Below are 26,222 nucleotides of genomic sequence, written 5' to 3'. Positions count from 1 at the left end.
GTCCCCGGGTCGGTGAGACTCGGGGACACCATCGGTTTTTGGTGCACGTTCCAGTGCACGTTCCGGTGCAAGTTGAGGTGTGGTGAGCATGGGTGACATCGATGCACGAGACCAGGGGCCGACGTCGGATGAGGCGTTGAGCCGGGAATTGGACCGGTGGGCCGACCTGCGCAAGGTCGTCGACGGACCACTGCCGACCATTGCCGCCCGATTCTCGACCTTCCTCGGTGCCAGGTCACACGACGCGCTGGTGATCTTCACCCGCGAGTGCACCGGGCGTCCCCGCAAGGTCGCCGGCCGCAAGGACATCGTCGACCTGGTGACGATCGAGGAGCTCGAGCAGGTCAAGGCGTCCTTGGACGTCGGCGTGAGCTGCGAGCAGGAAGCGGTCCTGGGCGGCTCGAAGCGCCGGATCTGGGCCGTCCGCGACGAGAGCGACATCCTGCTGGTCATGGTGCTGAAGACCACCCGCACCGAGACCCGACCCCTGGCGGAGATCGCGGCCGTCTTCGGCATCGTCGCGACCGCCATCCATCACCAGGTCGCCCAGGCGAGCCCGGACTACCTGGCCGAGTCCCGTGCCGCCTCCAGTGAGCGCGCGCGCACGATCGCCGAGCTGACCGGCGTCCACGAGGCGACGCTGTCGACGATCCTGGGCACCCTGCGCTCCCGGGACCTGGACGACCGGCGGGCCCGGATCACCGCCAGCGAGACGGCGTCGGCCGCACTGACCACGCTGCGCTCCACCGGCACCGTCGACCGGGAGCTGTCCGAGGAGGCCGTGACGACCGCGTTCGCCCGGTTGCAGGGCGAGCTCGGTCCGGTGCTGAAATTCCAGGAAGTGAGCGTGGAGTATGCCGCGCCGCCCGCGGACGGCCGTCCGCTGCCCGGCGAGGTTGCCTACGCCGCCCGCGCGATGGTCCGTGCCGTCGTGCTCGCCCTGTGCGCACAGTCCGAGCTGGACCGGATGCGCATCGCGTGGGACTGCGACGGCGAGAACGTCCTGCTGGAGATCCGGGACACGGGGCCGGGCTGGATCGACACCGACGCGCTGCGGTTGCAGCTCGCCGGGCGGTTGCAAACCCTGCGCGGTGACCTGCACATCGAGTCGATCCCCGGCTGGGGCCACTGCGTGAAGCTGACCCTGCCGCTGGACCCGCCGGTGGCTCGCCCTGGCGAGCACCTGCTGTCCAGCCTGAACCCTCGCGAGATGGAGGTGCTCTCTCACCTGGCCGAGGGCAAGCGCAACCGCGTGATCGCCGAGGAGCTCGGTGTCACCCAGAGCACCATCAAGTTCCACGTCGCGAGCCTGCTGAAGAAGCTCGAGGTGGCCAACCGTGGCGAGGCCGCCGCGGTCGCGATCCGCGCCGGTGTCGTGGCGACCGAGTCGACCGCCGCCGGCCACTGGGTCGCGGGCAGGGGCTGACCCGCCGATCTCACCTGGCCAGTGGACGAGCAGCTACTGGCCGCTGGACGAAGTGCAAAGCATCGACAACGCATTGAGACTGAGAGGTAGTCACCCCGCGGCTGGACGCGCCACCCATCCAGCGAAAAGACTTGGAGAGCAACGAAAGTGACCGTGTCACACGTCCAGGAGCGAAGTCAGCACGGCGGCCGGTCGGACCTACGCGAGAGCGTGGAGCAGGCCCGCCACAGCGGGGTGACCACCGGACCGGCCTCGATGGTCATCTTCGGCATCACCGGTGACCTGTCCCGCAAGAAGCTCATCCCGGCGATCTACGACCTCGAGCACGGCGGGCACCTCTCCCCCGACTTCGATGTGCTCGGGCTGACCCGTGACGCGTCCACCGTCGAGTCCCGCCTGCGGGAGGCGGTGATCGCCCACGCACGTGCCCCCTTCGACCCCGAGGTCTGGGGGCGACTGTGTCGCCGCATCCACTTCATCCAGGGATCGTTCGACGACCCGGCGTCGTTCACCGCGCTCAGCTCCCGGCTGGCCGAGCTGGACGTGCTGCGCGACAAGCCGGCCAACTACGTCTTCTACCTGTCGATCCCGCCGTGGGCGTTCGAGCGTGTCTGCGAGGGTCTGGCGGACGTCGGTCTCAACCAGCAGGTCGACGGCTGGCGGCGGATCGTCGTCGAGAAGCCCTTCGGGCACGACCTGGCCAGCTCACAGGTGCTGGAAGCCACCTTGGAGCGCGCCTTCGACCCGTCCGCCATCTATCGGATCGATCACTACCTGGGCAAGGAAACCGTCCAGAACATCCTGGCCCTGCGGTTCACGAACGGCATCTTCGAGCCGTTGTGGAACAGCCGGTATGTCGACCACGTGCAGATCACCATGGCCGAGAGTGTCGGTGTCACCGGACGCGGTGCCTACTACGACGGTGTCGGCGCGACCCGCGACGTCATACAGAACCACCTGCTGCAACTGCTCGCGCTGATCGCGATGGACCGCCCGGCCACCTTCGAGGCCGACAACATCGCGGCCGAGAAGAGCAAGGTCCTCGCGGCGGCGACGCTGCTCGGACCGCTGGAGGAGACGACCGCACGCGGTCAATACACCGGCGCGGTCCGTGACGGAGTGGTCCTGCCGGGGCTGACCGAGGAGGACGGGTTCCCGGCCGACTCGACCACCGAGACGTTCGCCGCGCTCACCGTCGGCGTCGACACCCCGCGCTGGGAGGGCGTGCCCTTCTACGTCCGCACCGGCAAGCGGCTGGCCCGGCGCAGCACCGAGATCGCCGTCGCGTTCACCGCGCCGGACCGTGGCGGACCGGCGACCCGGACCGCACCGGTGCAGAACGTCCTGGTCTTCCGAGTGCAGCCCGACGACGGGATCGAGTTGCAGATCGGCGCCAAGCGTCCCGGGGACGGTATGACGATCGACCCGATCAGCCTCGACTCGGACTTCGGTGCGGTCTTCGCGCCGGCACCGACCGCCTACGAGCGACTGATCTGCGACGTGCTGCGCGGCGACGACACCCTCTTCCCGCGACGCGCGGAGATCGAATCCTCCTGGCGTCTGGTCGATCCCGTGCTCGACTTCTGGGCCGGCGCGGGCCGGCCGGACGGCTACGAGGCGGGGTCCGAGGGACCGGCCTCGGCGGCCGCGATCATGACCCGTGCCGGGCGGATGTGGCGCCCGCTGTAGGTCGATGGCCATCGCTCGACCATCTGCCTGACCCGCTGCCTGCCCAGAAGGACCTGACATGCGTGACCTCGTCGACACCGTGGAGATGTATCTGCGGACGATCTTCGACCTGGTCGAGGAGGGCGTCGAACCGCGCCGAGCCCGCATCGCCGAGCGGCTCGAGCAGACGCAGCCGACGGTCAGCCAGACCGTTGCCCGCATGCGGCGGGACGGGCTGATCGAGCTGCGGCCGGACCGGCAGCTGGAGCTGACCGAGGAAGGTTTCGCGCTGGCAGCATCGGTGACGCGCAAGCACCGCCTGGTCGAGCGCCTGCTGGTCGACGTCATCGGCCTGGAGTGGGAGCTGGCCCACGAGGAGGCCTGCCGGTGGGAACACGTGGTCAGTGACCGCGTGGAGCGCCGGCTGGTCGAGGTCCTGGGCAGCCCGGCCCGATCGCCATACGGCAACCCGATCCCTGGCCCCGCCGGGGCCGCCGCACCGGCGCCGCAGGACCAGACCGACGGCGACCGCACTCCGGTCCGGGTGGCCGACCTGCCACCCGGGCCCGCCGTCCCTGCCGTGATCGCCACCCTGTCCGAGCGCCTGCAGTCGGACCCGGACGACCTCACCGAGCTGCGCGCCGCAGGCATCGTGACGGACGCGCGGGTCACCATCGAGGTCGGCGACGAGACGGTCACGGTGACCGGACCGGACGGGATCCGCTGCGAGCTGCCCGAGGAGACGGCACACGGGGTGCAGGTGCGACTGCTGTAGGGCGGCCGACCGGGTGCAGGATTGACGGTCAAGCAGACAAGACATCGAGAGCTGGAGGACGACAACCACATGTGGATGCGCGTGCTGGGATCGGCGGCCGGGGGCGGCTACCCGCAATGGAACTGCACCTGTCCGGCTTGCCAGGCCGTGCGCACCGGCGATCGACCGTGCGTCCCGCGCACCCAGTCCTCGATCGCGGTGAGCGCCGACCGGGAGAACTGGTTCCTGTTCAACGCCTCACCCGACATACAGGGCCAGATCGAAGCCTTCCCCGCCCTGCACCCGGCCGACGGCCGCGTCGTGCGCCTGCAGTCGGTGGTGCTCACCGACGCGGAGCTCGATCACACGCTGGGCCTGCTGCTGATGCGCGAGGGCCGCGGCCTGGAGGTGCACTCGACGCCGTCCGTGCGCGAGACGCTCACCAGCGGCACCGGTGTGCTGCGGACGCTGGAGGCCTACTGCCCGGTCACCTGGCGGTCGATCACCCCGGGCACCCCGATGGAATTGGGGGCGGGCCTGACGTATGTCGCGTTCGACGTGCCCACGAACAAGCGGATGCGCTTCGAGGGCGCGGAGGAACACGGCCGGGTGATCGGCACCCGCATCACCGACACCGCGACCGGCCGGAGCCTGGTCTACCTGCCCTGTGTCCAACAGCTCACCGACGACCTGCTCGCTGAGCTCGCGGACTGCTCGGCGCTGCTGATCGACGGCACCTGCTGGCAGGACGACGAGATGGCCGGTCTGGGCCTGGCCAGCAAGACCTCCCGCGACATGGGCCACGCGCCGATCGACGGGCCGGACGGCACCCTGCAGCTGTTGTCCGGGCTGCCGATCGAGCGCAAGATCTACATCCACATCAACAACACCAACCCGATCCTGCTGGAGGATTCCTCGGAGCGACGCGCGCTCGACCGGCACGGGATGGAGGTCGCCGTCGACGGTCTCGAGCTGCAGATCTGAGCCGCTCGGCCAGGGCGGCATACCGGCTTGTCCACAGGTCATAGCACCGTCACTGGCCAACCGGACAGGGAAGACAGGCCTTGCGACCGGGTGCCCGAAGGCGACCTTCTCGGCATGGTGAGTCAAACACCACAACCATGCACCGAGGAGCGAACATGACCATCACCGACCAGGACGCAAAGCGCACCGACTTCAGCGTTGGCCGGCGCATCGTGCTCGACGAGAACGCACGTCTGCTCAACTCCGTCCAGCCGGCGCAGTGGGACCGCGCGGGCCAGTTGCTCACCGGCGCGAAGGCGATCTTCGTGATCGGCAACGGCCGCAGCGGGCTGGCCATCCAGATGGCCGCCATGCGCCTGATGCACCTCGGACTCGAAGTCCACGTCGCCGGTGAGGTCACCGCTCCGGCGATCGGCGAGGGCGACGTGCTGCTGGCCGTTTCCGGCTCGGGCACGACCGGCTCGGTCGTCGGCGCCGCTGACGTTGCCAAGAAGGTGGGCGCGTCCGTGCTCGCCATCACCACCGCCCCCGACTCGCCGCTGGCGCAGCGCGCCGACGAGGTGCTGGTGCTGCCGGCCGCTGACAAGCAGGACCACAGCGCGTCAATCACCAGCCAGTACGCCGGGAGCCTCTTCGAGCAGTCGGTGTTGCTGGCCTCGGACGCGCTCTTCCAGTCGCTGTGGAGCCAGGTCGACCAGACCGCCGAGCGCCTGTGGGAGCGTCACGCCAACATCGGCTGACGCCCAGCACCCCTGTTCGAACATCCCGTAGCACCCCCGTAGCCGCTGAGGCTCCGGGTGCCCGGAAGCCGTGGAGAGGCAGCCTGATGACTGACACGCTCGATCCGACCGTCCTGTCGGTGGAGACCGACCAGTTGGCGGTGGAGACCCTGCGTTTCCTGGCGGCCGACATGGTCGAGGCGGCGGGCTCCGGGCACCCGGGTATGCCGATGGGTGCCGCTCCGATGGCGTGGACGCTGTGGAGCCGGCACCTGCGGCACGACCCGGCGGACCCGGAGTGGTCCGACCGTGATCGGTTCGTGCTGTCGGCCGGGCACGGCTCGGCCCTGCTCTACGGGCTGCTGCACACCTTCGGCTACAACCTGCCGTTGTCGGAGCTGCGCAACTTCCGCAAGCTGGGGTCGCGCACCCCGGGCCATCCGGAGTACGGCGACACCCCCGGTGTCGAGTCGACGACGGGACCGCTCGGCCAGGGCCTGGCCATGGCCGTGGGTATGGCGCTCGCAGAACGTATGACGAACGCGCGCTACCCGGAGCTGACGGGCCACCACACCTACGCCATCGTCGGCGACGGGTGCCTGATGGAGGGGGTCAGCCACGAGGCGGCCTCCTTCGCCGGACACCTCCGCCTCGGCCGGCTGGTGGTGCTGTGGGACGACAACAACATCACCATCGACGGCAACGTCTCGCGCTGCTCCAGCGACGACCAGCTCGCGCGGTTCGAGGCCTACGGCTGGCACGTCGAGCAGGTGCTCGACGGCACCGACATCGCCGCGATCGACGCGGCCATCACCCGGGCCAAGGCCGACCCGCGGCCGAGTTTCATCGCGGTTCGGACCACCATCGGTGCCGGAGCTCCCGGCGTCGAGGGCACCTCCAAGGCACACGGCGCCCCGCTGGGTGAGGCACTGCTGGCCGAGACCAAGGCGCTGGTCGGGTGGGATCACCCGCCATTCACCGTGCCCCTGTCGGTGCAGCAGGTCGCCGCGCAGTGGGTCCAGCTCGGCGAGCAGGCGCACGCCGCCTGGCGTGACGACTTCGCGGCACTGCGCAAGTCCGCGCCGGATCGCGCGGCGGAATACCGCCGCATACAGGCCGGCACCCTGCCGGTCGGCCTCGCCGAAGCGCTGCGCAGCGTCATCGGCGACGCACCGCGGGCGACCCGCCAGTCCTCCCAGGCCTGCCTGGACGCGGTCCGGGCCGTGATGCCGGAGCTGGTGGGCGGCTCTGCCGACCTGGCCGGCTCGACCGGCACCGTGTCCGGCGACGCGGTCACTGCGCAGGACTTCTCATCGAGCGCGATCGCGTTCGGCATCCGTGAGTTCGGCATGGCCGCGATCCTGAACGGCATCAGCCTGCACGGCGGCTTCCGCGTCTTCGGCAGCACCTTCCTGGTCTTCGCCGACTACCTGCGACCGGCGCTGCGGTTGTCCGCGCTGATGCACCAACCGGTCATCTATGTCCTCACCCACGACTCGGTGGCCGTCGGGGAGGACGGCCCGACCCATCAGCCGGTCGAGCACGTGGAGTCACTGCGGCTCATCCCGGGCCTACAGGTCCTGCGGCCGGCCAACGACGTCGAGACAGCGCAGGCGTGGCAGCAGGCGTTGGAGCGCACCGACGGCCCGACCGCGCTGATCCTGTCCCGGCAGAAGCTGCCGCAGGATCCGCCTGCCAGGTTCGACGGGCAACTGCCGGTTGCCGTCGAGATCGTCGCCACCGGGTCCGAGGTCGAGCTCGCCGTGAACGCCGCGGAGGCGTTGCGAGCCGACGGCGTCGGGGTGCGGGTCGTGTCACCGCTGGACCGCACCCGCTATGCACCCGACCCCTCAGCAACCGTCGTCAGCATCGAGGCCGGCAGCACTGCTGTCTGGCAGGGCATCGCCGATGTGGCCATCGGCATCGACACGTTCGGCGCAAGTGGCCCCGGCGACGATGTCCTCGCCCACTTCGGGCTCTCGACTGACGCGGTGGTCTCGCGCATCCGCGCGCACCTGGCGGGCACGGGCGCACGCCCGGGCGAGCACTGACGGCAGGAAGTGTCTCGCGCACCCGGGGCGAGCACTTCACCTCGTCGGACCCGCCGGTCCCACAACCCGGGTTGCTCCGTCCCGTCGAAGCGGACGGGACGGAACGAGTACAGCGAAGGCGGTCTCGGAAATGTCAACCACATATCGACGAAGACTGTCGGTCTCCGGCAGCCCTGCACGCAGGGACGTCTACGGCGCGTGGGAACGCTTCGTCAAGGGCGAGAACGACATACGCGGCATCCGGCCGGAGATCGCGATCTCGTGGCACCGATCCCGCGACGAGTATGGCGTGGACCCCTTCCTCCCGGAGGCTCCCGCCGCGGTCTCGCAGTTGGTGCACTCCTTCGACCAGGACGTCGTCTTCACCGAGCTCGGCTTCCGGGCTGCGGCGATGGCCCGTGAGTTGTCGAACATCGGTGGCATCGTGGTCGTCGCCGACGCCGGTGGTCGGGTCCTGGCCGAGTGGGGCGACCGGGACACCCGTGCCATCGCTCACGAAGGCGGTCTCGCGCCGTGGTACTGCTGGTCCGAAGGCGCCATGGGGACCAACGGCATGGGCACCGCGCTGGCAGCGCGCCAGGCGGTGATGATCCGCCAGTCGGAGCACTGGTGTCAGTCGTTCCACGACTGGTCCTGCGGCGGTGTCGCGATCCGCGACGTGGTCACCCAGGAGCCGTTGGCCGTGTTGAACCTCTCCTGCTGGCGCCACGAGCTGCCGCCGAACGCGCGGTCCTGGCTGGACAGCGTCGCCACGCACACCCACAACACCCTGCGCGGGCGAGCGCACAACGGCGGCGCCGAGCTGCTCGGCGTCTACACCAACGTGCACGGGCACTCCAAGCAACCGATCGTGGCAGTGGACACAGCGGGTGCGGTCGTGATCGCCGACGACGCGGCGAGTGTCGTGCTCGGCGTGCCCGCCAACACGCCCGCGGTCGAGGCCTCGGCGCGCTGGAAACCTCAGCTGCCGCCCTTCATCCACGCCGTCCGGTATGCGACGAAGCAGGCCGAGGCCGACCGCACCTGGACCGGATCCACCCAGATCCGCACGACGGTCTCCGACGAGCCGACCTCGATCGGCATCGAGCCGGTCTTCGCCCACGGCAGTCTGCTCGGGCACATCGTGACGCTCGGTTCCTTCGCCGGTGAGCAGTTCCGGCAGGCCGACGTCGGCGGCGACGGCGTCCGCGCGCAGCAGCGCCGGGTGGTCGCCCTGCGCGAGGAGAACCGCATGGTGCTGCTGGACTCCGGCGAGGTCTCGGTGGTGACGGCCGACCGGGACGGTGTCTGGCTGGGCACCGACGACGGCCGGCTCCGGTCCGCCCGGCAGACGCTGGACAGCCTGGAGACAGATCTCGCCGACACCGGGGACTTCCTGCGCGTGCATCGGCAATACCTGGTCAACCTCAGCCGGATCCGCGAGGTCGAGCGAGGTGAGAAGGGCGAGCTGGTCGTGGTGCTGTCCGACCCGGACAGCACCGCAGTGCCGGTGTCACGCCGCAACGCCCGGGCCCTGAGGAACGCCTTGGGGATCTGATCCGACCGCCCCGGGACCGCCCCGGAACCGTCACCCGAGGTCCTCGGCCTTCCTGGCTGAACGGTCAACCACTGCGGGTGGACGGTACGGCACCGCACGCGAGCGGTTCCTTTCCCGGGCCATACCGAACCCCGCAGAACCCACGTAGACTGTGAGGAAGCGCACACCGGGACCGCATCGCAAAGGCGGCCGGAGCTGCCGTGAGTCTCGGGACGTGGCCGATGGACATCCGGCCGAGCAAACTGAAAGAGGACTCTGATGACTGCCGTGCACCCAATTCGAGGAGGGACCGCCCGCCACACGCAGGTTTCGGTCCGGCACGCCTGGGAGCGCTTCGTCCAGGGCGAGGACGACGTGCGTGGAGTCCGTCCCGAGATCGCCGTCTCGTGGCACCGCTGCCGCGACCAGTACCGCGTCGATCCGCAGCTGACCGCGGCGCCGGTGGCGGTCGAAGAGCTCGCACACCCGCTCGAACACGATGTCGTCTTCGCCGAGCTCGGGTTCTGCGCGGCGTCGATGGCGCACGAGGTCTCCAAGATCGGCGGCATCCTGGTCGTCACGGACTCCGCCGGACGGGTCCTGTCCAAGTGGGGCGACAAGGTCACCCGGTCGGTCGCGGACGACGCGAGCCTGGCGCCGTGGTTCTGCTGGTCGGAGAGTGCTGTCGGCACCAACGGCATGGGCACCGCGCTGAGCACGCACAACCCGGTGGTGATCCGGCGGGAGGAGCACTGGTGCGAGGCGTTCCACGACTGGAGCTGCGCCGGCGTCGCCATACGTGATGCGGTGACCCGGGAGCCGATCGCTGCCCTGAACATCTCCTGCTGGCGCAGTGACCTGCCGTCGGCCGCCCGGTCCTGGCTCTACAACGCCGCCCGGCACATCGACACGACCCTGCGGACGCGAGCACGCGACGGGGGCGCCGAGCTCCTCGCGGCATTCCAGCACGCACGCGGTCGCTCGCTCGACCCGCTCGTCGCCGTCGACAAGGCCGGCAAGGTCGTCCTTGCCGACGAGACCGCCGGCGTGCTGCTCGGCGTGCCGAGCAACACTCCCGCGATCAACCCGGCGGTGCGCTGGCTGCCGCAACTGCCGGACTTCATGCACGCCGTGAAGTTCGCGAGCAAGCAGGCGGCATACGACCCGGGCTGGACCGGTTCGACCCAGATCTTCACCCACCTCACCGCCGAGGAGCCGTCGCCGATCGGCTTCCGACCGGTCTTCCTCTACGGCAACCTGGTCGGTCACCTGGTGACGTTCTCGACCATCGACGGCGAGCAGCTTCCGCAACCGGCCGACGTGACCGGATCACTGGTCACCTCACGTGTGCGACGGACCTCGGACCGGGTGGCCGGCCTGCGGGAGAACCGCACGGTGCTGTGCCGCTACCCCGAGATCCTGCTGGCCGAGGCGGCCGACAGCGAAGTCTGGCTGTCGACCGACCAGGGTCGGCTCCGGGCGGTGTCCGCCGGGCTGGACAAGCTGGACAACGAACTCTCCGGGGCGGGCTTCCTGCGCGTGCACCGCCGGTATGTCGTCAACCTGAACCGCGTCCGCGAGATCGAGCGACGCGACAAGGGCGAACTCATCCTGGTCATGGACGACCCGGACGCAACTGCGGTGCCGGTGTCGCGGCGGAACGCCTCCGCCGTACGCCAGGCGCTGGGTATCTGACCCGCGACCTCGCCCACCTCACCCACGGAAGGAGCATCTCGTGCCCGAGAATCCCGACACTCACGTCTACCGCACCTACGACAAGGTCGTGGGCGAAGGCAAGGTCGCCAGCGAACGGCAGGAGCAGCGGGGTGCCGAGCTGGAGGACTGGTGGCCCTCGCGCCTGGACCTTCGCCCGCTGAAGCAGCGTGCGGGCAGTCCGATGGACCCCGACTACGACTACGCGGCGGAGTTCCTGACACTCGACCTCGACGAGCTCGCGCGCGACGTCGACGAGGTGCTGACCACACCGCAGGAGTGGTGGCCCGCCGACTTCGGCCACTACGGCCCGCTCATGCTGCGGATGGCGTGGCACGCCGCAGGCACCTACCGCTCCAGTGACGGCCGCGGTGGTGCCGGCGCGGGTCTGCAGCGCTTCGCTCCGCTGAACAGCTGGCCGGACAACCGCAACATGGACAAGGCCCGCCGCCTGCTGTGGCCGGTCAAGCAGAAGTACGGCCGCAAGATCTCCTGGGCGGACCTGATGATCTTCGCCGGCAACCGCGCACTGGAGTCGATGGGCTTCAAGACCTTCGGTTTCGGCGGTGGCCGCTACGACGCGTGGGAGGCGGACGCGACCTACTGGGGCCCGGAGTTCAAGTGGCTCGCCGACGAGCGACACACCGGCCTGCGGGACCTCGACGCGCCGTTGGCGGCGAGCGACATGGGGCTGATCTACGTCGACCCGCAGGGTCCGGCGACCAACCCCGACCCAGTGCTCTCCGGCCGTGACATGCGCCAGACCTTCCAGCGGATGGGCCTGAACGACGAGGAGACCGTGGCGCTCATCGCCGGCGGGCACACCTTCGGCAAGACGCACGGCACCGCCGACCCCGCCAGTTGCCTGGGTCCGGAGCCCGAGGCCGCGCCGCTGGAGGCGCAAGGCCTGGGCTGGGCCTGCACCCATGGCACCGGGAAGGGCAACGACCTGTGCGTCAGCGGCTTGGAGGGCATCTGGACCCGCACACCGACGGAGTGGGACCACACCTACCTGGAGACCCTCTACGGCTACAAGTGGGACGTCGAGCTCAGCCCGGCCGGTCAGTGGCAGTGGGTCCCGCGGGACGGCGAGGGTGAGGGGACCGTCCCAGACCCGCACGACCCTGACAAGCGGCATCACCCGGTGATGCTGACCATCGACCTGTCGCTGCAGGAGGACCGGTTCTACGAGCCGATCTCACGACGGTTCCTGGAGCACCCCGAGGAGTTCGCGGACGCGTTCGCCCGCGCGTGGTTCAAGCTGACGCACATCGACATGGGCCCGATCGAGCGCTACCTGGGTCCGCTGGTCCCCGAGGAGCGACTCATCTGGCAGGACCCGATCCCCGAGGTCGACCATCCGCTGGTCGACTCCGCCGACATCGCGGAGTTGAAGGCGGAGATCCTCGACGCCGGGCTCACCACCTCGCAACTGATCCGGACCGCGTGGGCGTCGGCCTCGACATACCGCGACAGTGACAAGCGCGGTGGCGCGAACGGCGCCCGGATCCAGCTGGAGCCGCAGCGCAGCTGGGACGTCAACGAGCCCGAGATGCTGGGTGCGGTGTTGGATGCGCTGGGACAGGTGCGCGATGCCTTCAACGAGCGGCAGACTGACGGCACCCGGATCTCGATGGCCGACATGATCGTGCTCGGTGGATGTGCCGCGGTCGAGCATGCAGCAGCAGCCGGCGGTCACGCCGTCGACGTACCCTTCCGGCCCGGTCGCACCGACGCGACGCAGGAGTGGACCGACCCCGAGTGGTTCGCGCCGCTCGAGCCGCAGGCGGACGCTTTCCGGGACTACATCGCCAAGGGCAACGTGCTGCCGCAGGAGCACCTGCTCATCGACCGGGCGAGCCAGCTGACGCTGACCGCGCCGGAGATGACGGTGCTGATCGGTGGGCTTCGTGTGCTGGGCGGCAACCGCGGCGGATCGCCGCACGGCGTCTTCACCGAGACCCCGGGACGACTGACCAACGACTTCTTCATGAACCTGCTCGACATGGGCACCGAGTGGGTGGCGTTGGACGACGCGCTGGACGGCGATGACGCCCCGACGCCGACCTACGAGGGCCGCGACCGGACCACCGGTGCGGTCAAGTGGGTCGCCGGACCGGTCGACCTGGTCTTCGGCGCGAACTCCGAATTGCGAGCGCTCGCAGAGGTTTACGGCAGTCACGACTCGTCGGAGAAGTTCGTCCGTGATTTCGTGTCCGCGTGGGACAAGGTCATGAACCTCGACCGGTTCGAGCGGCCGGAAGCGACGCCCGGATCCGAGGAGAACGCCGACGAGAATCGGGCGAAAGTGTGATGCAGCTCTCATCGTGAGCGGCGGCTGGGGGCGGTTGAGCGGGCAGCCCTGACGGTCCGGTGGTCGCTCTGGTCGCGGCCTGTGCGGAGCGAATACGGTGCACGGCACTGCAGATCGGCCCGATTCGCTCAGCAGCGAATTGCCTTGTGGCACAAGGGGATCGCACGTGCGATCCCCTTGCCACGAGGGTGCACCGGCCGGTTCCGCCCAGGTCGTACCGACCGCGCCGGTCTGCGTCCCTACCCACATGGAGGACGCTCATGTCCGAAGCAACCATCGAAACCACGGCTCCTGCGGCCGCCCCGGCCGCAGTCAGTTCCGTGGGTGATCCGTTCCCGCTCGGCCTGATCTCGTTCGGCATCTCGTCGGTCGTGCTGGCCAGCGTCATGTCCGGCATGTTCGAGGCCACCGGCCTCACGGCCGTGCTGCCCGTGGCGCTCGCACTCGGCTTCCTGACGGAGCTGATCGCGGGCCTGCTGCACTTCGCCCGCGGCGAGACCTTCCCCGGGCTGGTCTTCACGATCTTCTCCGGGTTCTGGCTCAGCTACGCGCTGCTGGTGCAGTTCTACTCACCGCAGGTGGTGGACGCCGGCGGTGACCCCACCAACGTCACCGGGATCTACCTGCTGGCCTGGGGCATCATGACCGCCTACCTGGTGCTGGCGGCGCTGCGCACCAACGCAACGACGATCTTCATCCTCGGCCTGCTGGCCCTGGTCTTCCTGATCTCCGCCTGGGGCACGTTCGCGACCAGCACGGGCATCAGCGAGGCAGCCGGCTACGTCCTGTTCGTCGACGCCGCAGCTGCGTTGTACGCGTCCGCGGCGATGATCATCAACCACACCTGGGAGCGGAACGTGCTCCCGATCCCCTGAGAAGTGTGATGCACGTCTCAGCCGGACGGCGGCATTTGACCGGTGAACGGCAGGGAGCGCGCATCCGACGGTTGGGCCTGTTGAGCGAGTGCGCAACGGCCTACGGTCCTACTCATTGCCGGGTCGACCGATCGCTCCACGAGGGCCGTGAGGTCCGACCGAAACAACGGCGTACAGCACCACAACGTTCGCGGACGGAATGCCCAAAGGAACCGCTCTCGAGCGTCACGAAACGGCACAGCCGCTTCACCCAACGAAGTTCCACCAATCCCCCAATGAGGAGGTGACGTCCTATGACGACGACCGCTCAAGATCGTGAAGAGCTCCTGAGCAAGCTCGGACTGGACGGACAGAACAAGGCAACCATCGGTCGAGTGCTCAACACCGGCTCCGTCGGAGAGGCCACCGAGCGTCCCGACGGCACGATGGAGGCGACCATCCGGATCACCGAGGACTCAATGTCCTGGGAGCCGTCCATCCTGGTTCTGCCGCACGGTGGCACCTGCGAGCTGACGATCATCAACGATGACACCAACACGCACGCGTGCCTGTTGCCGAGCAACGGCGACAAGCAGTTCATCGGACTGCTGAACCACTCCAAGGGCACGGCCACCATCGAGCTCGACGGCCCGGGCTACTACTGGTACGGCTCGCCGGCCGGCAACGACGAGGGCCGTGGCCTGACCGCCGCCATCGTCGTCTCCGGAGACGTCCCGCCGGAGGCCAAGCTCGACCGACCCGCGCAGCCGCGGCCGTAGAAAGGAAGCTGAAATGACTACCATTCCGAAGCCTCCCACCGACTACGTTGACGCTGGCAAGGCGATCAACCACAACCGGTTGAGCAAGCTGCCGCACTCCGCCAAGGACGTCACCAAGGGTCTGAACTACGACCGGATCCTGAAGGCACGCGAGGCCGAGCCGCACAACTGGATCACCTACTACGGTGCGTATGACGGCCAGCGGCACAGCCTGCTGGACCAGATCAACACCAGCAACGTCAAGAACCTCCGGGTTGCGTGGATCCACCAGGCCAGCTCCAGCGGTCTGATCGCGGCCACGTCGACCTACGCGTTCGAGGCGACCCCGCTGGTCGTCGACGGAGTCATGTTCGTCACCGGTTGGGACGGCTGGCTGTGGGCGCTCGACGCCACCACCGGTGAGCAGCTGTGGCGCTACAAGCACGCCGTGCCGTTCGACATCACCCTGTGCTGTGCCAACGTCAACCGCGGTTGCGCGGTCCACGACGGCAAGGTCTACATGGTGACCCAGAACGCCCAGCTGCTCTGCCTGAACGCCACCAACGGCGAGAAGATCTGGCAGAAGGCGATCGGTGACGTCCGCGCAGGTGAGAGCGCCTCGCTCGCGCCGCTGGTCGTCAAGGACACCCTCATCACCGGCTCCGCCGGCGGCGAGTACGGCGTCCGCGGTCACATCGACTGCTGGGACCTGGAGACCGGTGAGCAGAAGTGGCGCACCTACACCGTGCCGAAGCCGGGCGAGCCCGGCTCGGAGACCTGGCCGGACGACGGCGAGGCCTGGACGCGCGGCGGTGCGAACCACTGGGTCACCGGCACCTACGACCCGGAGCTCAACCTCTACTACGCGGGCACCGGTAACCCGGCACCCGACTTCGACGGTGAGGTCCGCCCCGGTGACAACCTCTACACCGACAGCGTTGTCGCGGTCGACGTGGACTCCGGCGAGATCAAGTGGCACTACCAGTTCACGCCGCACGACCTGTGGGACTACGACTCCACCATGGAGATGACCCTCTTCGAGCGTGACGGCAAGAAGCTGATGGCCCACTTCGACAAGAACGGCTACATGTTCGTCATCGACCGCACCAACGGCGAGCTGCAGCACGTCACGCCGTTCGTGGACCGCATCGACTGGGGCGTCATCACCCGTGACGGCAAGGTCACCCCGCGGAAGTACCCGGAGAAGGAAGGCGAGCCCGTGCACTTCTTCCCCGGCCCGGCCGGTGCCAAGGAGTGGACGCACGCCGCGTACAACCCGGACCACGACATGTTCTACGTCCCGGTTGCCGACGTCGGTGCCACCGCCACTCGTCGTCGTCGCGAGTTCAAGGAAGGCATGCCCTACTGGGGTGCTGCCGTTGAGGTCGACATCGACAACATGGCCGGCTCGGTCAGCGCGTTCGACTCGCACGGCGAGGAGAAGTGGCGCTACCGGATGGACATCCCGATGGCAGCTTCGGTCCTGTCCACCGCAGGCAACCTCGTCTTCGCGGGCAAGCCGACCGGTGAGTTCATGGCGTTCCACGCCGAGACCGGCGAGAAGCTCTGGGAGTTCCAGTGCGGTAGCGGTCACCACAGCAGCCCGATGACCTACGAGGTGAACGGCAAGCAGTACATCGCCGTCCCCGTCGGTTGGGGTGGCTGGCTCGAGGGCATCGTGCCCGGCATGTCGGGCCAGGGCAAGGGTGCTTCGCTGATCGCCTTCGAGCTGCCGGACTGATCCGCAGCCAATAAACACAATTTTTGATCGAGAGAGGTTCTCATGAGTTTCTTGGCTCTTGGACTTGACAGTTTCATCGCATGTTTCGCAGTTGGTGCGCTTCTCGGGAAGAAGGCATGGATCCCGTTTGCCCTGCTCTTCGGTGTTCTCGACGCTGGTGCGTTCCTGGCCGCCACGGCGTTCCACTTCGAAATCTCAGAAGCTGTCGGCACTGCCGTTTCCGTGTCGGCATTGGTAGCATTGGGTGTGTACCTGATCGGTGTCGCGGTCTTCTCCCAGAAGGTCGCCAACACCCGTTGGGTCTGGGCACTTCCGATCGCGTTGACTGTGGACAACATCAGCTTCGGTCTCGCCGAGGGCACCTCGTCGGCCGCGATGTCGTTCACGCAGCAGCTGGTCTCCAGCAGCATCCTCGCGTTCGCTGGTGTCATGGCGAGCGTCGCCGTTGTCCGCACGTTCCCGAAGGTGCAGGCCAACCGCGTGCTGACCTCCGGGCTCGCCGGCGCAGCAACGCTCATCGCGGTGCCGGTCCTGTTGGCACTCGACTGATCTGACCGCACCCCAATCCATCCGCATCCGAAGAAAAGGAGATACACACTATGAAGTTGCAGAAGTGGGAAGCACCGACCGTCACGGAAATCCGTGTTTCGGCTGAGGTGACCGCTTACGTGGCCACCCTCGACAAGTAAGTAAATAACACGGTTGGGCGCCGGACCGGCTTCGGTCCGGCGCCCAACTGGCCGTTTTCCATAAAGCTTGGAAAAAGCGTGGAACGAGAGAAGCGATGACCGACATACTCACCCCCGACGAATTCGAAGAGGCGCTGCGCGCGCACGCGAAGCAGTACCACAGCGAACATCCCTTTCATCAGCGGATGAACGAGGGTCAGTCGACCCAGGAAGAAATTCGCGGCTGGGTGGCCAATCGCTTCTATTACCAGATGAACATTCCCCGCAAGGACGGCGCGATTCTGAGCAGCTGTCCCGACCGGGAGGTCCGTCGCCGCTGGGTGCAGCGAGTCATCGATCACGATGGGACCGCCGAGGGCAACGGCGGCATCGAGTCGTGGCTGCGACTCGGCGAGGGCGCCGGCCTGACGCGCGAGGAGATGGAAGACGAGCGGCACATCCTGCCCGGCGTCCGCTTCGCGGTCGACGCCTACGTCACCTTCACCCGGACCAAGCCCTGGGTCGAGGCCGTCGCCTCGTCACTGACCGAGCTGTTCGCCCCGGATCTGATGGCGAACCGGCTCGCGGCATTCGAGAAGTACTACACCTGGATCGACCCGGAGGCCCTGGCCTACTTCCGGTCCCGGCTCACCCAGGCACCGCGCGACTCCGAGCACGGCTTGGAGATCGTGCGCAAGCACTGCATCACCGAGGACACCCAAGCGGCAGCGCTCGCAGCGCTGTCCTTCAAGTGTGACGTGCTGTGGGCGATGCTCGATGCGATCGACCAAGCCTATGGCAGTCACTGAGCCGATGGCTGTGCCACGGATCGTCCCCCATGTCCGGATGCGGTATGACGCCGCGCGCGGCCAGCACGTGCTGCTGTCGCCGGAGCGGATCGTCGTTGTCAACGACACGGCGGCCGCGGTGCTGCAGCTGTGCGACGGCAACCGCTCCGTCGAGGACATCGTCGCGGAGCTGCGCACGCAGTACGCCGACGTGTCGGTGGACGACATACACCTGCTGCTCAAGGACTTGAGCGCCAAACACTGTGTGGAGGTCAACGATGAATAACCCGATGGACAACCCCTACGGGCTGCTGGCCGAACTCACTTACGCCTGTCCGCTGCAGTGTCCCTACTGCTCCAACCCGCTGGAGCTGGACAAATACCGCCAGGAGCTGTCGACCAAGGACTGGCAGCGGGTGATCACCGAGGCCGCCGAGCTCGGCGTGCTGCAGCTGCACCTCTCCGGTGGTGAGCCGCTGCTGCGTCGCGACATCGTCGACCTGGTGCAGACCGCGAGCGACCTCGGGCTCTACACCAACCTGATCACCAGCGCGCTCGGCCTGTCCGAGCGCCGCGCCCAGCAGCTGCGCGACGCGGGGCTGGACCACGTGCAGATCAGCATCCAGGCAGACCAGCAGGAGCTGTCCGACCAGATCGCCGGCATCCGGTCCTTCGACCGCAAGCTCGAGGCCGTCAAGCTGGTCCGCAGTCTCGGCTGGCCGATCACGCTGAACGTCGTGCTGCACCGGCAGAACCTCGACCACATCGAGGGCATCCTGGACATGGCCGAGCGGGTCGGCGCCGACCGGATCGAGTTGGCCAACACCCAGTACTACGGCTGGGCCGGCATGAACCGCAGCGGGCTGATGCCCAGTCGCGAGCAGCTGGAGCACTCCGAGCGGGTGGTCCGGGAGCGCCAGGAGCGGCTCGGGGACAAGATGGAGATCATCTACGTCATCCCCGACTACTACAGCAAGTTCCCCAAGCCGTGCATGGACGGCTGGGCCAGTCGGCAGTTCACCATCACGCCCAACGGTGACGCGCTGCCGTGTCCAGCCGCGCAGTCCCTGCCGCTGCCGCGTGCGAATGTGCGGGACCACTCGGTGGCCTGGATCTGGCGGGACTCGCCGCTGTTCAACGAATACCGCGGCACCGACTGGATGCCGGAGCCCTGTCAGAGCTGCTCGCGTCGGGAGATCGACTTCGGCGGATGCCGCTGTCAGGCGTTCGCCCTCACCGGTGACGCGGCGCGCACCGACCCGGTCTGCCACCTGTCGCCCGACCACGGTCTGGTCGAGGCCGCGGTGGCCGAGGCCAACGACCCGTCACGGGCCAACGCCCCGGCACGGGCCGGCAACGGTCTGACCCCGCGCACCCGCCAGTCGAAGGTGCAGCACCGCCCGGTGACGGTGCCGACTCCCGCCACGACGGAGTGACCCGCCCCAGCAACGAAAGGTGAAGTGATGAACGACGCCGAACAGGGATCAGGTGCAACCGTGCTGCGCCCGCCGTGCCCGCGCTGCGGGCAGCCGTATCCCGAGGAGGACGCTGCTCGGCATACGGAGCCGGTGGACTGCGGCGGATGTCACCAGTGCAGGGGCATGCCCGCGTGCTTCGCGTGCGGGTTCATGTATTGCGCGTGCGACACGCACGAGCACGGCTGAGCCGCCGCGCGAGCGGGCGCTACTCGTAGACGTACTTCTGCGGGCCGGGGTAGATCCAGGACAGTCCGTCGCGCAGGCGGTCGCGCCAGTCCTCCCAGGAGTGACCGTCGCGGGCCTCGACATACCGCACCCGCATCCCGGCCCGCTCGAAGACCGGGACCATCGACCGGTTGGGCACGATCAGCGGCTCGTACGTTCCACATGAAACGAACATCCGCGCGGCGACCTTGGTCGGTTCGGCGCGGTAGCGGTTCATGAAGCGCACGACCGGGTCGAAGGCCTCTCCCCCTCCGTGGTCCTCGCCGATGTCGGTGAAGACGAACGAGCCGGACTGCAACAGCAGTGACCCGAACAGGTCGGGATGGCGGTATGCCGTCGACAGGCTCGCCACCGCACCGAACGACGCACCCATCAGGCATCGTCCGGAAGGCTTTGCCAGCAAAGGGAATTCGTCCTCCAGGCGCGGCAGCAGCTCCTTGGCGATGAAGCGCGCGTGCTGCACGGAGTTGGCGTATTCCTTGGTGCGGTCGCCCGGGTTGGTGAAGACCACGATGGTCTCGGCGACGTCGAGGCGGTGGATCAGGTTGTCCAGCACCGTCTGCATCGCGGCGTAGTGCAGGTAGTCGTCGCCGTCGTGCACGATCAGCAGCGGGTAGGTGTGCGTGGTGCGGAACCGCGCCGGCAGGTAGACCCGGCAGGCACTGTTGCGGCGCAATGCGCGTGATTGCACTGTCAGATCGACGATTTCGCCGGGTCGCGCGTCCGGGTCGGGGTGGATCCAGTCGGGCACGACATACCCGGTGGCCTGGCAGACCGACGACGATCCGACCGGGCTGTTGGCGACGTGCGGATTGAGCGGGTCGTTGCCCTCCTCGTGGTGCTCGCCGCGCCGCACCTCCAGCTGGTATTCGACCCGCGAGCCCGCCGGCAGCTCGAGGATGACGAACCAGAGCGACGTCCCGGGCAACCGACGCATCGGCACCCGCTGCGGCTGTCCGACGATGCGATGACGCACCCACACCTCGTCGGCCTCGCCGCGGTAGAGGAACGTGCACTTCTCGCCCTCCACGATCGGCACCGAGTGCTGCTGCAGGAATCGGTCGATCGCGTTGTCGTCCAACGGTTTCCGGGCGCGCAGCCGGTGTATGGCGAGCTGCCTAGCCATCGGTGGCCCCCCGTGCCGTTGCGGGGTCCACGGCGCGCGCGGCGAACGTGCTGACGCGTCCGTCCGGGTCGAGGATCGGGGCGTCCGCCGGCAGGCTGCCGTCCGGTGTGACGTCCACACGGGAGCCCGGATCCAGCGGCACGCACACCGCGGGCGCGAACCGCCTGGCCATCAGAGACATGCGCTCGGTGTTGTGCATGTGCAGTCGCTTGTGTGCCGACGGCAACACGACGACATCCCGCAGCAGGCCGAGCCCGTCGTCATACACCTCGGGTGCGCGGGGACCGCGAGAGACGTTGTCGTTGAAGAGAACAACGCGCTCGGTCAGCACCATCGCACCGGCCGACCAGGCGATGACCGGCAGGCGTTCGAGCCCGGCCGGGACGACGTTGAAAAGGTGCAGGGCGTCGAGCAACTCGCCCACGTGACCGCCGGTCATCACCACAGCCTGCGCGGCGCCGAGCAGGCCCGCGACCTCGCCCCGGTGGGCGGCGATCAGCGGATGCTCGTGCGGCCGCGTGGCCTCGTAGAAGCTTGCGTTGATCTCCCGCACCCGCTCCAGGTGTCGCCGGTCCAGTGAGCGCAGGACTTCCTCGGCGTCGCTGAGCGCGAATCGCTTTGCGCGCTCGGAGCGTTCGGTCTGCTCGCGCAGCTCGGTCAGCGCCCGCGAGGTGTGCCGAACACCGATCAGGTAGAGCTCCTGCAGGTCGGTCAGCTCGATGCGACGCCGACGGTGTGCTGCGGCGAAGTCGGGGTCGCGGTCGAGCACCTCTTGGCGTCGTGACCAGAGGGCGAGGTTGGTCGCATTGCTGCCGAGATGCTCGTCCAGCTCGTCGTCGGCGAGCTCACGCTCCTGCCAGCCCGCGGTGATCGTGGCGAAGGGGCCCTCCAGCTGCAAGCCCGTGACGACCTTGTCCAGACCGGGGCGACGCTGAGGACCGAGCAACACCAAGGGGGGTCGGGGTGGTGTCCCACCCTGGCTCTGGACCTCGTTCACTCCGCGTGCACCTGCACCGTCCGGCCGACGTCGTCGAGCATCCCGCGCAGCGCGTCGTAGTCGGGGTGCCGCATCCGCACCCACGCGTTGGCCATGTAACCCGCCTCGACGGGCTGGGTGGCCGAGCCGATCGGCAGGTGGGAGTCGAGGATCCAGTCGGCATACCTCTCGGCGATCTCGTCGAAGCCGGTGATCGACGTGATGGTCCCGTCGCGATCGGGGCGCAGCGCGATGATGCCGGCGGCGTTCGCGCGACTCGGGACGTGCCAGACGTGGTGGTGCACGATCGAGTCGGCCCACGCGCGGAAGATGTCGATGTCGTTGCCGGCGGCATACAGATCCCAGCAGCCGACACCGGGCGGGCGGGCGCCGATCTCGCTGAACCGCAGGCCTTTCGGGCTGACGAAGTATTCCATGTGAGTCGGCGAGGTGCTGATGCCGAGGACCTCGTTGACCCGCTCACCGAGCTCGCGCAGCTCGCCGTAGAACGGTGCCTCGTCGACCTGGTTGGTGGAGATGAACTGCGGGCTGATCCACCGCGTGCGCATCGCCTCGAGCACGCCCGGGTAGTAGTGCGAGGCGAAGTCGAGCGCGATGCGTCCGTCGACGCTGAGCGTGTCGTAGAAGCCCTCGTGGCCCTCGACGAATTCCTCGATCGACGCGGTGCCGCTGAATTGTGCTGCGGCGTCGACGAGTTCGCGGTAGGAGTCGACCCGCACGGTGCCCGCCGCACCGGCGCCGTCGCGGGGTTTGAGGATCACCGGGTAGCCGTGCTCGTCGACGAAGTCACGCAGGTCGTCGACGTCGTGCGCCGCGGCCGAGGCGGCGGTCGGCACGCCGGCAGCGCGCAGGGCTTCCTTCATGGCCGGCTTGTCCCGGCACAGCCAGGTGGTCCGCACCGATGTCCCCGGTATGCCGAGCGCCTCCCGCACGATCGCGGCTGGCAGCGTGTGTGCCTCGATCGTCGCCTCCATGCCGTCGATCCACGCGATCGACTGGAAGTGCTCGACTGCGGTGCGCAGTTGGTCGACGTCGGTGACCGAGCCGATCTGGTAGTAGTGGTCGACCCAGGACTGCAGCTGCTCGTCCAGCCACTCCCAAGGGGTCTCGCCGACCGCGAAAACGGTGGCTCCGACCTCGTGCAGCGCTCGCGCGAACTCGCGCTGATTGCGCGGGAAGTTCGGCTCGACGAAGACGATGTTCATGAGACGTCAGGCTAACGGCATTCCGGCGTCCCGCGCCATGAAGCAATCTGCGCGCTGGCCCTGCCGAGCCTGTTGGTGTGGCCTGCTGCTCTCCGGCGGAGAACTCCAACCCAGAGGGATCGAGTCGGGACACGCGGACGCGAAAACAGCCCGCCTGTTGGCATAGTGATCCATGTGGCCGACATTGACCTGCTTGGGACTGCGGTACGTGACGACCTCGGGGATCACACCCGGTGGTTCGAACCCGACGGGTACTCCAGCGTGGCGCTCTGCCTTATTGACTCGATCTACTCGACGGGAAACCGTTACGCCGGCGTGATCGACGCCGTGCGGAAGTATCGAGAGCGCCGAGGCATCAATGCCTCGGCGGACGATACGGCTTCAGATCTCGTGGCTGCGGTCAAGAGTTGGGGTGGTGCCGATGCACTTGCGGACACCACAAAGCATTGGCGGTGCTGGCCCAGCACGGATGCACCCTTCAAGGCGGACGCAGTCGTACGTGCAGCAGCGATTCTGGCGGCTCACCGAATTGAAACCATCGATGATGTCCAGGAACGGCTGGGCACCCCTGAGCAGCAAGACGAGTCGCCTGTCAAGAAGGAATGGCTGAGAATCCCCGGTCAACGGAGCGGTCTCACTTGGACGTACTTTCTCATGCTGGCGGGGGTTCCGGGCGTCAAAGCTGATCGCATGGTCGTGCGATACGTGTCTCGCGTTCTCCAACGCGACGTTCATCCGCGCGAGGCGGCTCGCCTCGTCAGCGAGGTGGCGACTCGGCGCAACCTTTCCAGGTTGAAACTCGACCACGCGATCTGGAGGTTCGAGTCGGGGCGCGAGGTTTACATCGACGCAGAGCGGCCTGATCACCTGCCCAGTCAGGCGCAAACCCGATAGCCCGCCTGTCACGTCTGATCTTCCGGGCTCCGTCTGTCCCTCGCGCGCTACTCGACCACCTTGTGCTGTCGGTGGGCGGTGCGAATATGTGCAGGTGGCAGAGGGCACCTTCCTGCATGCCGACCTCGACTCGTTCTATGCCAGCGTCGCGCAGCGCGACGATCCGTCGCTGCGCGGACGGCCGGTCGCGGTCGGTGGCGGCATCGTGCTCGCCGCTAGCTACGAAGCCAAGGCGTGCGGCGTGCGGACCGCCATGTCCGGGCGCATCGCGCGGCGCCTGTGCCCCGACCTGATCGAGGTGGCGCCTTCCTTCACTTCGTATGTCGAAGCCTCCCGGGCGGTCTTCGACGTCTTCCGCGACATCACACCGCTGGTCGAGGGCATCTCGATCGACGAGGCGTTCCTCGACGTGGGCGGGCTGGCCAGGCTCAGCGGGTCGCCGAGCCGGATCGGCGGTGAGCTGCGCCGGCGGGTCAAGGCCGAGGTCGGCCTGCCGATCTCGGTCGGCATCGCGAGCGCGAAGTTCCTGGCCAAGGTCGCCAGCGCCGCGAGCAAACCCGACGGCCTGCTGAGCGTCCCGGTCGGCGGGGAGCTGGACTTCTTGCATCCGCTGCCGATCGAAGCGCTCTGGGGCGTCGGCAAGGTGACCGCCGGCAAGCTGCACGCGCACGGCATCGGCACCGTCGGCGCGCTCGCGGCGGTCGAGGAGCAGACGCTGATCGCGATCGTCGGTCAGGGCAGCGGCCGGCACCTGCACGCACTCGCGCACGGTCGCGACCCACGCAGGGTGGAGACGCGAACCAGGCGCCGGTCGATCGGTGCGCAGCGGGCAATCGGCCGCGGTCGCCATACCGGCGCCGAGTTGGACGCCATCCTCGTCAGCCTGGTCGACAAGGTGACCCGGCGGCTGCGATCCGGCGAGCGCATCGGCCGCACGTTCGTGCTGCGGTTGCGCTTCGACAACATGACCCGGGCCACCCGTTCGCGCACGCTGCGCAACGCGACCGCCGGCACCGACGCCTGGTTGGTCGCCGGCCGCGCGCTGCTGGAGGAAGCGATGCCGATGATCGCCGACCGCGGGGTGACCCTCGTCGGCATCAGCATCACCGGGCTTGACGGCTCCGACGACGAGCAACTCGAGCTGCCGCTGGGTGATGCTGCCGGGCCGTCCCGGCCGAGCGCTGCGTTGGACGGAGCGCTCGACGCAGTCCGGGACCGCTTCGGCAGCGCCGCGGTCACGCGTGGAGTGCTGCTCGGTCGGTCTGAGGGGTTCAGCACGCCGCAGTTGCCGGATCACGGCTGATTTGCTGGGTCTCGATACGGGCTCGTTCCTCGCCCTACTCGACCACCTTGATTGGCCGGGGTTTCGAGACGCTCGTTCCTCGCTCCTCAACCACCTTGGCCGCGGTACCACTCCAGGGTCGTGCGCAGGCCGTCTGCCAGCGGCGTCGGCTGCTGCCCGAAGGTCTCCTCGAACGGCCGGGAGACCATGTTCTGCGCGATCCGGTGCTGGTAGAACATCTCGGCATACTCCGCCATGAACTGCTCGTCGAAGACCGCGTTCGGCGTCGGCTCCGGCAGCACCTGCGTGCGCACCGGCCGGCCGAGCAGGTCAGCGACCAGCTCGTGGATCCGCTCCGTGCTGACCGCGGGCACCGTCGGCAGGTGCCAGACCCGACCCAACGCGTCGGCGCGGTCGGTGGTGCCCAGCGTCGCGAGGCCCGCAGCGATGTCCGGGATGTAGGAGTAGCTGTGCGGCAGGCTGAGGTCGCCGAAGCCGAGCGCCGGCTCACCGGCGAGCGCGCCCGGGAAGAACGCCGCGCCGAGCGTGGAGTTGAGCACCCGCGGCCCGTAGAAGTCGGCCGAGCGCCCGAGCACGACCTCGGCCTCGCCGCGCCGATGCGCGTCGAGATACATCCGGTCCAGCTCCGCCCGCAGCCGGCCCTTCCGGGAGGTCGCCGCCCACGGCGTCTGCTCGGTGATCGCGTCGCCGTCGGCCTCGCCATACGGATAGAGCGTGTCGAGTATGACGAGCCGAGCGCCGTGGTGCGCTGCTGCGGCCAGGACGGCGCGACCGATGCCGGGCATGAGGTCGACCTGCAGGTGGTAGGGCACGTTGACCGCGTGGTAGATCGCGGCTGCGCCCTCGGTCACCGCCCGCGCCTGTGCCGGGTCGGACACGTCGGCCACCGCGGTCTCCACGCCCTGCGGCGCGTCCTCGATCGGTGACAGGTTGACGTGCCGGACCGACAGGCCGCGGCCGGCCAGCTGCTCGGCGATGGTGGAGCCGGCCGGACCGGCACCGAGGACGACGTGGACGTTCTTGGTGTTCATGATTCTCCT

At 68.3% G+C, this 26,222-nt stretch carries 23 protein-coding genes; 19 read left to right on the top strand and 4 right to left on the bottom strand.

Annotated features, from left to right (window positions below; genetic code table 11):
• The first annotated feature begins 88 nt into the window (after positions 1-88).
• From ACSZL9_RS16085 to pqqE, 17 genes are all read left to right on the top strand, one after another.
• Positions 89-1,426, top strand: coding sequence for a LuxR C-terminal-related transcriptional regulator (locus tag ACSZL9_RS16085; protein WP_446666527.1), 1,338 nt, complete (start codon positions 89-91; stop codon positions 1,424-1,426).
• 147 nt (positions 1,427-1,573) lie between these two features.
• Positions 1,574-3,115, top strand: coding sequence for a glucose-6-phosphate dehydrogenase (gene zwf, locus ACSZL9_RS16080; RefSeq protein ID WP_446666526.1), 1,542 nt, complete (start codon positions 1,574-1,576; stop codon positions 3,113-3,115).
• 58 nt (positions 3,116-3,173) lie between these two features.
• Positions 3,174-3,869 (top strand): iron dependent repressor, metal binding and dimerization domain protein, encoded by a 696-nt coding sequence (locus tag ACSZL9_RS16075; protein ID WP_446666525.1) that lies wholly within the window; start codon positions 3,174-3,176, stop codon positions 3,867-3,869.
• 21 nt (positions 3,870-3,890) lie between these two features.
• Entirely contained in the window at positions 3,891-4,832 is a 942-nt protein-coding gene (pqqB, locus tag ACSZL9_RS16070; protein WP_446666524.1) for a pyrroloquinoline quinone biosynthesis protein PqqB, read from the top strand.
• A gap of 155 nt (positions 4,833-4,987) precedes the next feature.
• Positions 4,988-5,572, top strand: coding sequence for a 6-phospho-3-hexuloisomerase (gene hxlB / locus ACSZL9_RS16065; RefSeq protein WP_446666523.1), 585 nt, complete (start codon positions 4,988-4,990; stop codon positions 5,570-5,572).
• Between the two features lie 86 nt (positions 5,573-5,658).
• The gene (gene tkt, locus ACSZL9_RS16060) at positions 5,659-7,602 is read left to right on the top strand and encodes a transketolase (RefSeq protein ID WP_446666522.1); all 1,944 of its coding nucleotides are present in this window, start codon (positions 5,659-5,661) and stop codon (positions 7,600-7,602) included.
• Positions 7,603-7,732: 130 nt separating this feature from the next.
• Positions 7,733-9,139 carry a LytTR family transcriptional regulator DNA-binding domain-containing protein gene (locus ACSZL9_RS16055; RefSeq protein ID WP_446666521.1) on the top strand — a complete coding sequence of 469 codons (1,407 nt, stop codon included), beginning with the start codon at positions 7,733-7,735 and terminating at the stop codon, positions 9,137-9,139.
• Between the two features lie 258 nt (positions 9,140-9,397).
• Positions 9,398-10,813, top strand: a complete 1,416-nt coding sequence (locus ACSZL9_RS16050; RefSeq protein ID WP_446666520.1) for a LytTR family transcriptional regulator DNA-binding domain-containing protein — start codon at positions 9,398-9,400, stop codon at positions 10,811-10,813.
• A gap of 40 nt (positions 10,814-10,853) precedes the next feature.
• Complete coding sequence (gene katG / locus ACSZL9_RS16045; protein ID WP_446666519.1) at positions 10,854-13,145, top strand: catalase/peroxidase HPI; 2,292 nt, start codon at positions 10,854-10,856, stop codon at positions 13,143-13,145.
• Positions 13,146-13,405: 260 nt separating this feature from the next.
• Positions 13,406-14,020, top strand: coding sequence for an acetate uptake transporter (locus ACSZL9_RS16040; RefSeq protein WP_446666518.1), 615 nt, complete (start codon positions 13,406-13,408; stop codon positions 14,018-14,020).
• A 293-nt stretch (positions 14,021-14,313) separates the two neighbouring features.
• Positions 14,314-14,778 (top strand): MSMEG_3727 family PQQ-associated protein, encoded by a 465-nt coding sequence (locus tag ACSZL9_RS16035; protein ID WP_446666517.1) that lies wholly within the window; start codon positions 14,314-14,316, stop codon positions 14,776-14,778.
• A 13-nt stretch (positions 14,779-14,791) separates the two neighbouring features.
• Positions 14,792-16,498, top strand: coding sequence for a PQQ-dependent dehydrogenase, methanol/ethanol family (locus ACSZL9_RS16030; RefSeq protein ID WP_446666516.1), 1,707 nt, complete (start codon positions 14,792-14,794; stop codon positions 16,496-16,498).
• Positions 16,499-16,540: 42 nt separating this feature from the next.
• Positions 16,541-17,047 (top strand): hypothetical protein, encoded by a 507-nt coding sequence (locus ACSZL9_RS16025; protein WP_446666515.1) that lies wholly within the window; start codon positions 16,541-16,543, stop codon positions 17,045-17,047.
• A 50-nt stretch (positions 17,048-17,097) separates the two neighbouring features.
• Positions 17,098-17,187 carry a pyrroloquinoline quinone precursor peptide PqqA gene (gene pqqA, locus ACSZL9_RS16020; protein WP_446666514.1) on the top strand — a complete coding sequence of 30 codons (90 nt, stop codon included), beginning with the start codon at positions 17,098-17,100 and terminating at the stop codon, positions 17,185-17,187.
• Between the two features lie 95 nt (positions 17,188-17,282).
• On the top strand, positions 17,283-17,975 hold the full coding sequence (gene pqqC, locus ACSZL9_RS16015; RefSeq protein WP_446666513.1) for a pyrroloquinoline-quinone synthase PqqC: 693 nt from the start codon (positions 17,283-17,285) through the stop codon (positions 17,973-17,975).
• Positions 17,962-18,240: a pyrroloquinoline quinone biosynthesis peptide chaperone PqqD gene (gene pqqD, locus ACSZL9_RS16010; protein WP_446666512.1), complete on the top strand. Its 279-nt coding sequence runs from the start codon at positions 17,962-17,964 to the stop codon at positions 18,238-18,240. Before pqqC ends, pqqD begins: the two co-directional genes overlap by 14 nt.
• On the top strand, positions 18,233-19,390 hold the full coding sequence (gene pqqE / locus ACSZL9_RS16005; protein WP_446666511.1) for a pyrroloquinoline quinone biosynthesis protein PqqE: 1,158 nt from the start codon (positions 18,233-18,235) through the stop codon (positions 19,388-19,390). Before pqqD ends, pqqE begins: the two co-directional genes overlap by 8 nt.
• A 247-nt stretch (positions 19,391-19,637) precedes the next feature.
• On the opposite strand, the gene ACSZL9_RS16000 is transcribed toward pqqE, so the two are convergent.
• From ACSZL9_RS16000 to ACSZL9_RS15990, 3 genes are all read right to left on the bottom strand, one after another.
• Positions 19,638-20,783, bottom strand: coding sequence for an alpha/beta hydrolase-fold protein (locus ACSZL9_RS16000; protein WP_446666510.1), 1,146 nt, complete (start codon positions 20,781-20,783; stop codon positions 19,638-19,640).
• The gene (locus ACSZL9_RS15995; RefSeq protein WP_446666509.1) at positions 20,776-21,681 is read right to left on the bottom strand and encodes a Type 1 glutamine amidotransferase-like domain-containing protein; all 906 of its coding nucleotides are present in this window, start codon (positions 21,679-21,681) and stop codon (positions 20,776-20,778) included. Before ACSZL9_RS15995 ends, ACSZL9_RS16000 begins: the two co-directional genes overlap by 8 nt.
• Positions 21,682-21,776: 95 nt before the next feature.
• Positions 21,777-22,985, bottom strand: a complete 1,209-nt coding sequence (locus ACSZL9_RS15990; RefSeq protein WP_446666508.1) for an ATP-grasp domain-containing protein — start codon at positions 22,983-22,985, stop codon at positions 21,777-21,779.
• A gap of 174 nt (positions 22,986-23,159) precedes the next feature.
• Between ACSZL9_RS15990 and ACSZL9_RS15985 the strand changes: the two genes are divergently transcribed.
• Together ACSZL9_RS15985 and dinB are read left to right on the top strand one after the other, a co-directional pair.
• Entirely contained in the window at positions 23,160-23,879 is a 720-nt protein-coding gene (locus ACSZL9_RS15985; RefSeq protein ID WP_446666507.1) for a hypothetical protein, read from the top strand.
• Positions 23,880-23,967: 88 nt separating this feature from the next.
• Positions 23,968-25,182, top strand: a complete 1,215-nt coding sequence (gene dinB / locus ACSZL9_RS15980; RefSeq protein WP_446666506.1) for a DNA polymerase IV — start codon at positions 23,968-23,970, stop codon at positions 25,180-25,182.
• 86 nt (positions 25,183-25,268) lie between these two features.
• On the opposite strand, the gene ACSZL9_RS15975 is transcribed toward dinB, so the two are convergent.
• A complete protein-coding gene (locus ACSZL9_RS15975; protein ID WP_446666505.1) occupies positions 25,269-26,213 on the bottom strand; it encodes an NAD-dependent epimerase/dehydratase family protein in 945 nt (314 codons plus the stop codon).
• Positions 26,214-26,222 lie beyond the last annotated feature (9 nt).

The sequence above is a fragment of the Flexivirga sp. B27 genome, from assembly GCF_052905685.1.
The sequence above is the reverse complement of the archived record's forward strand: the minus strand, read 5'-3'. Positions and strand labels throughout refer to the sequence as shown.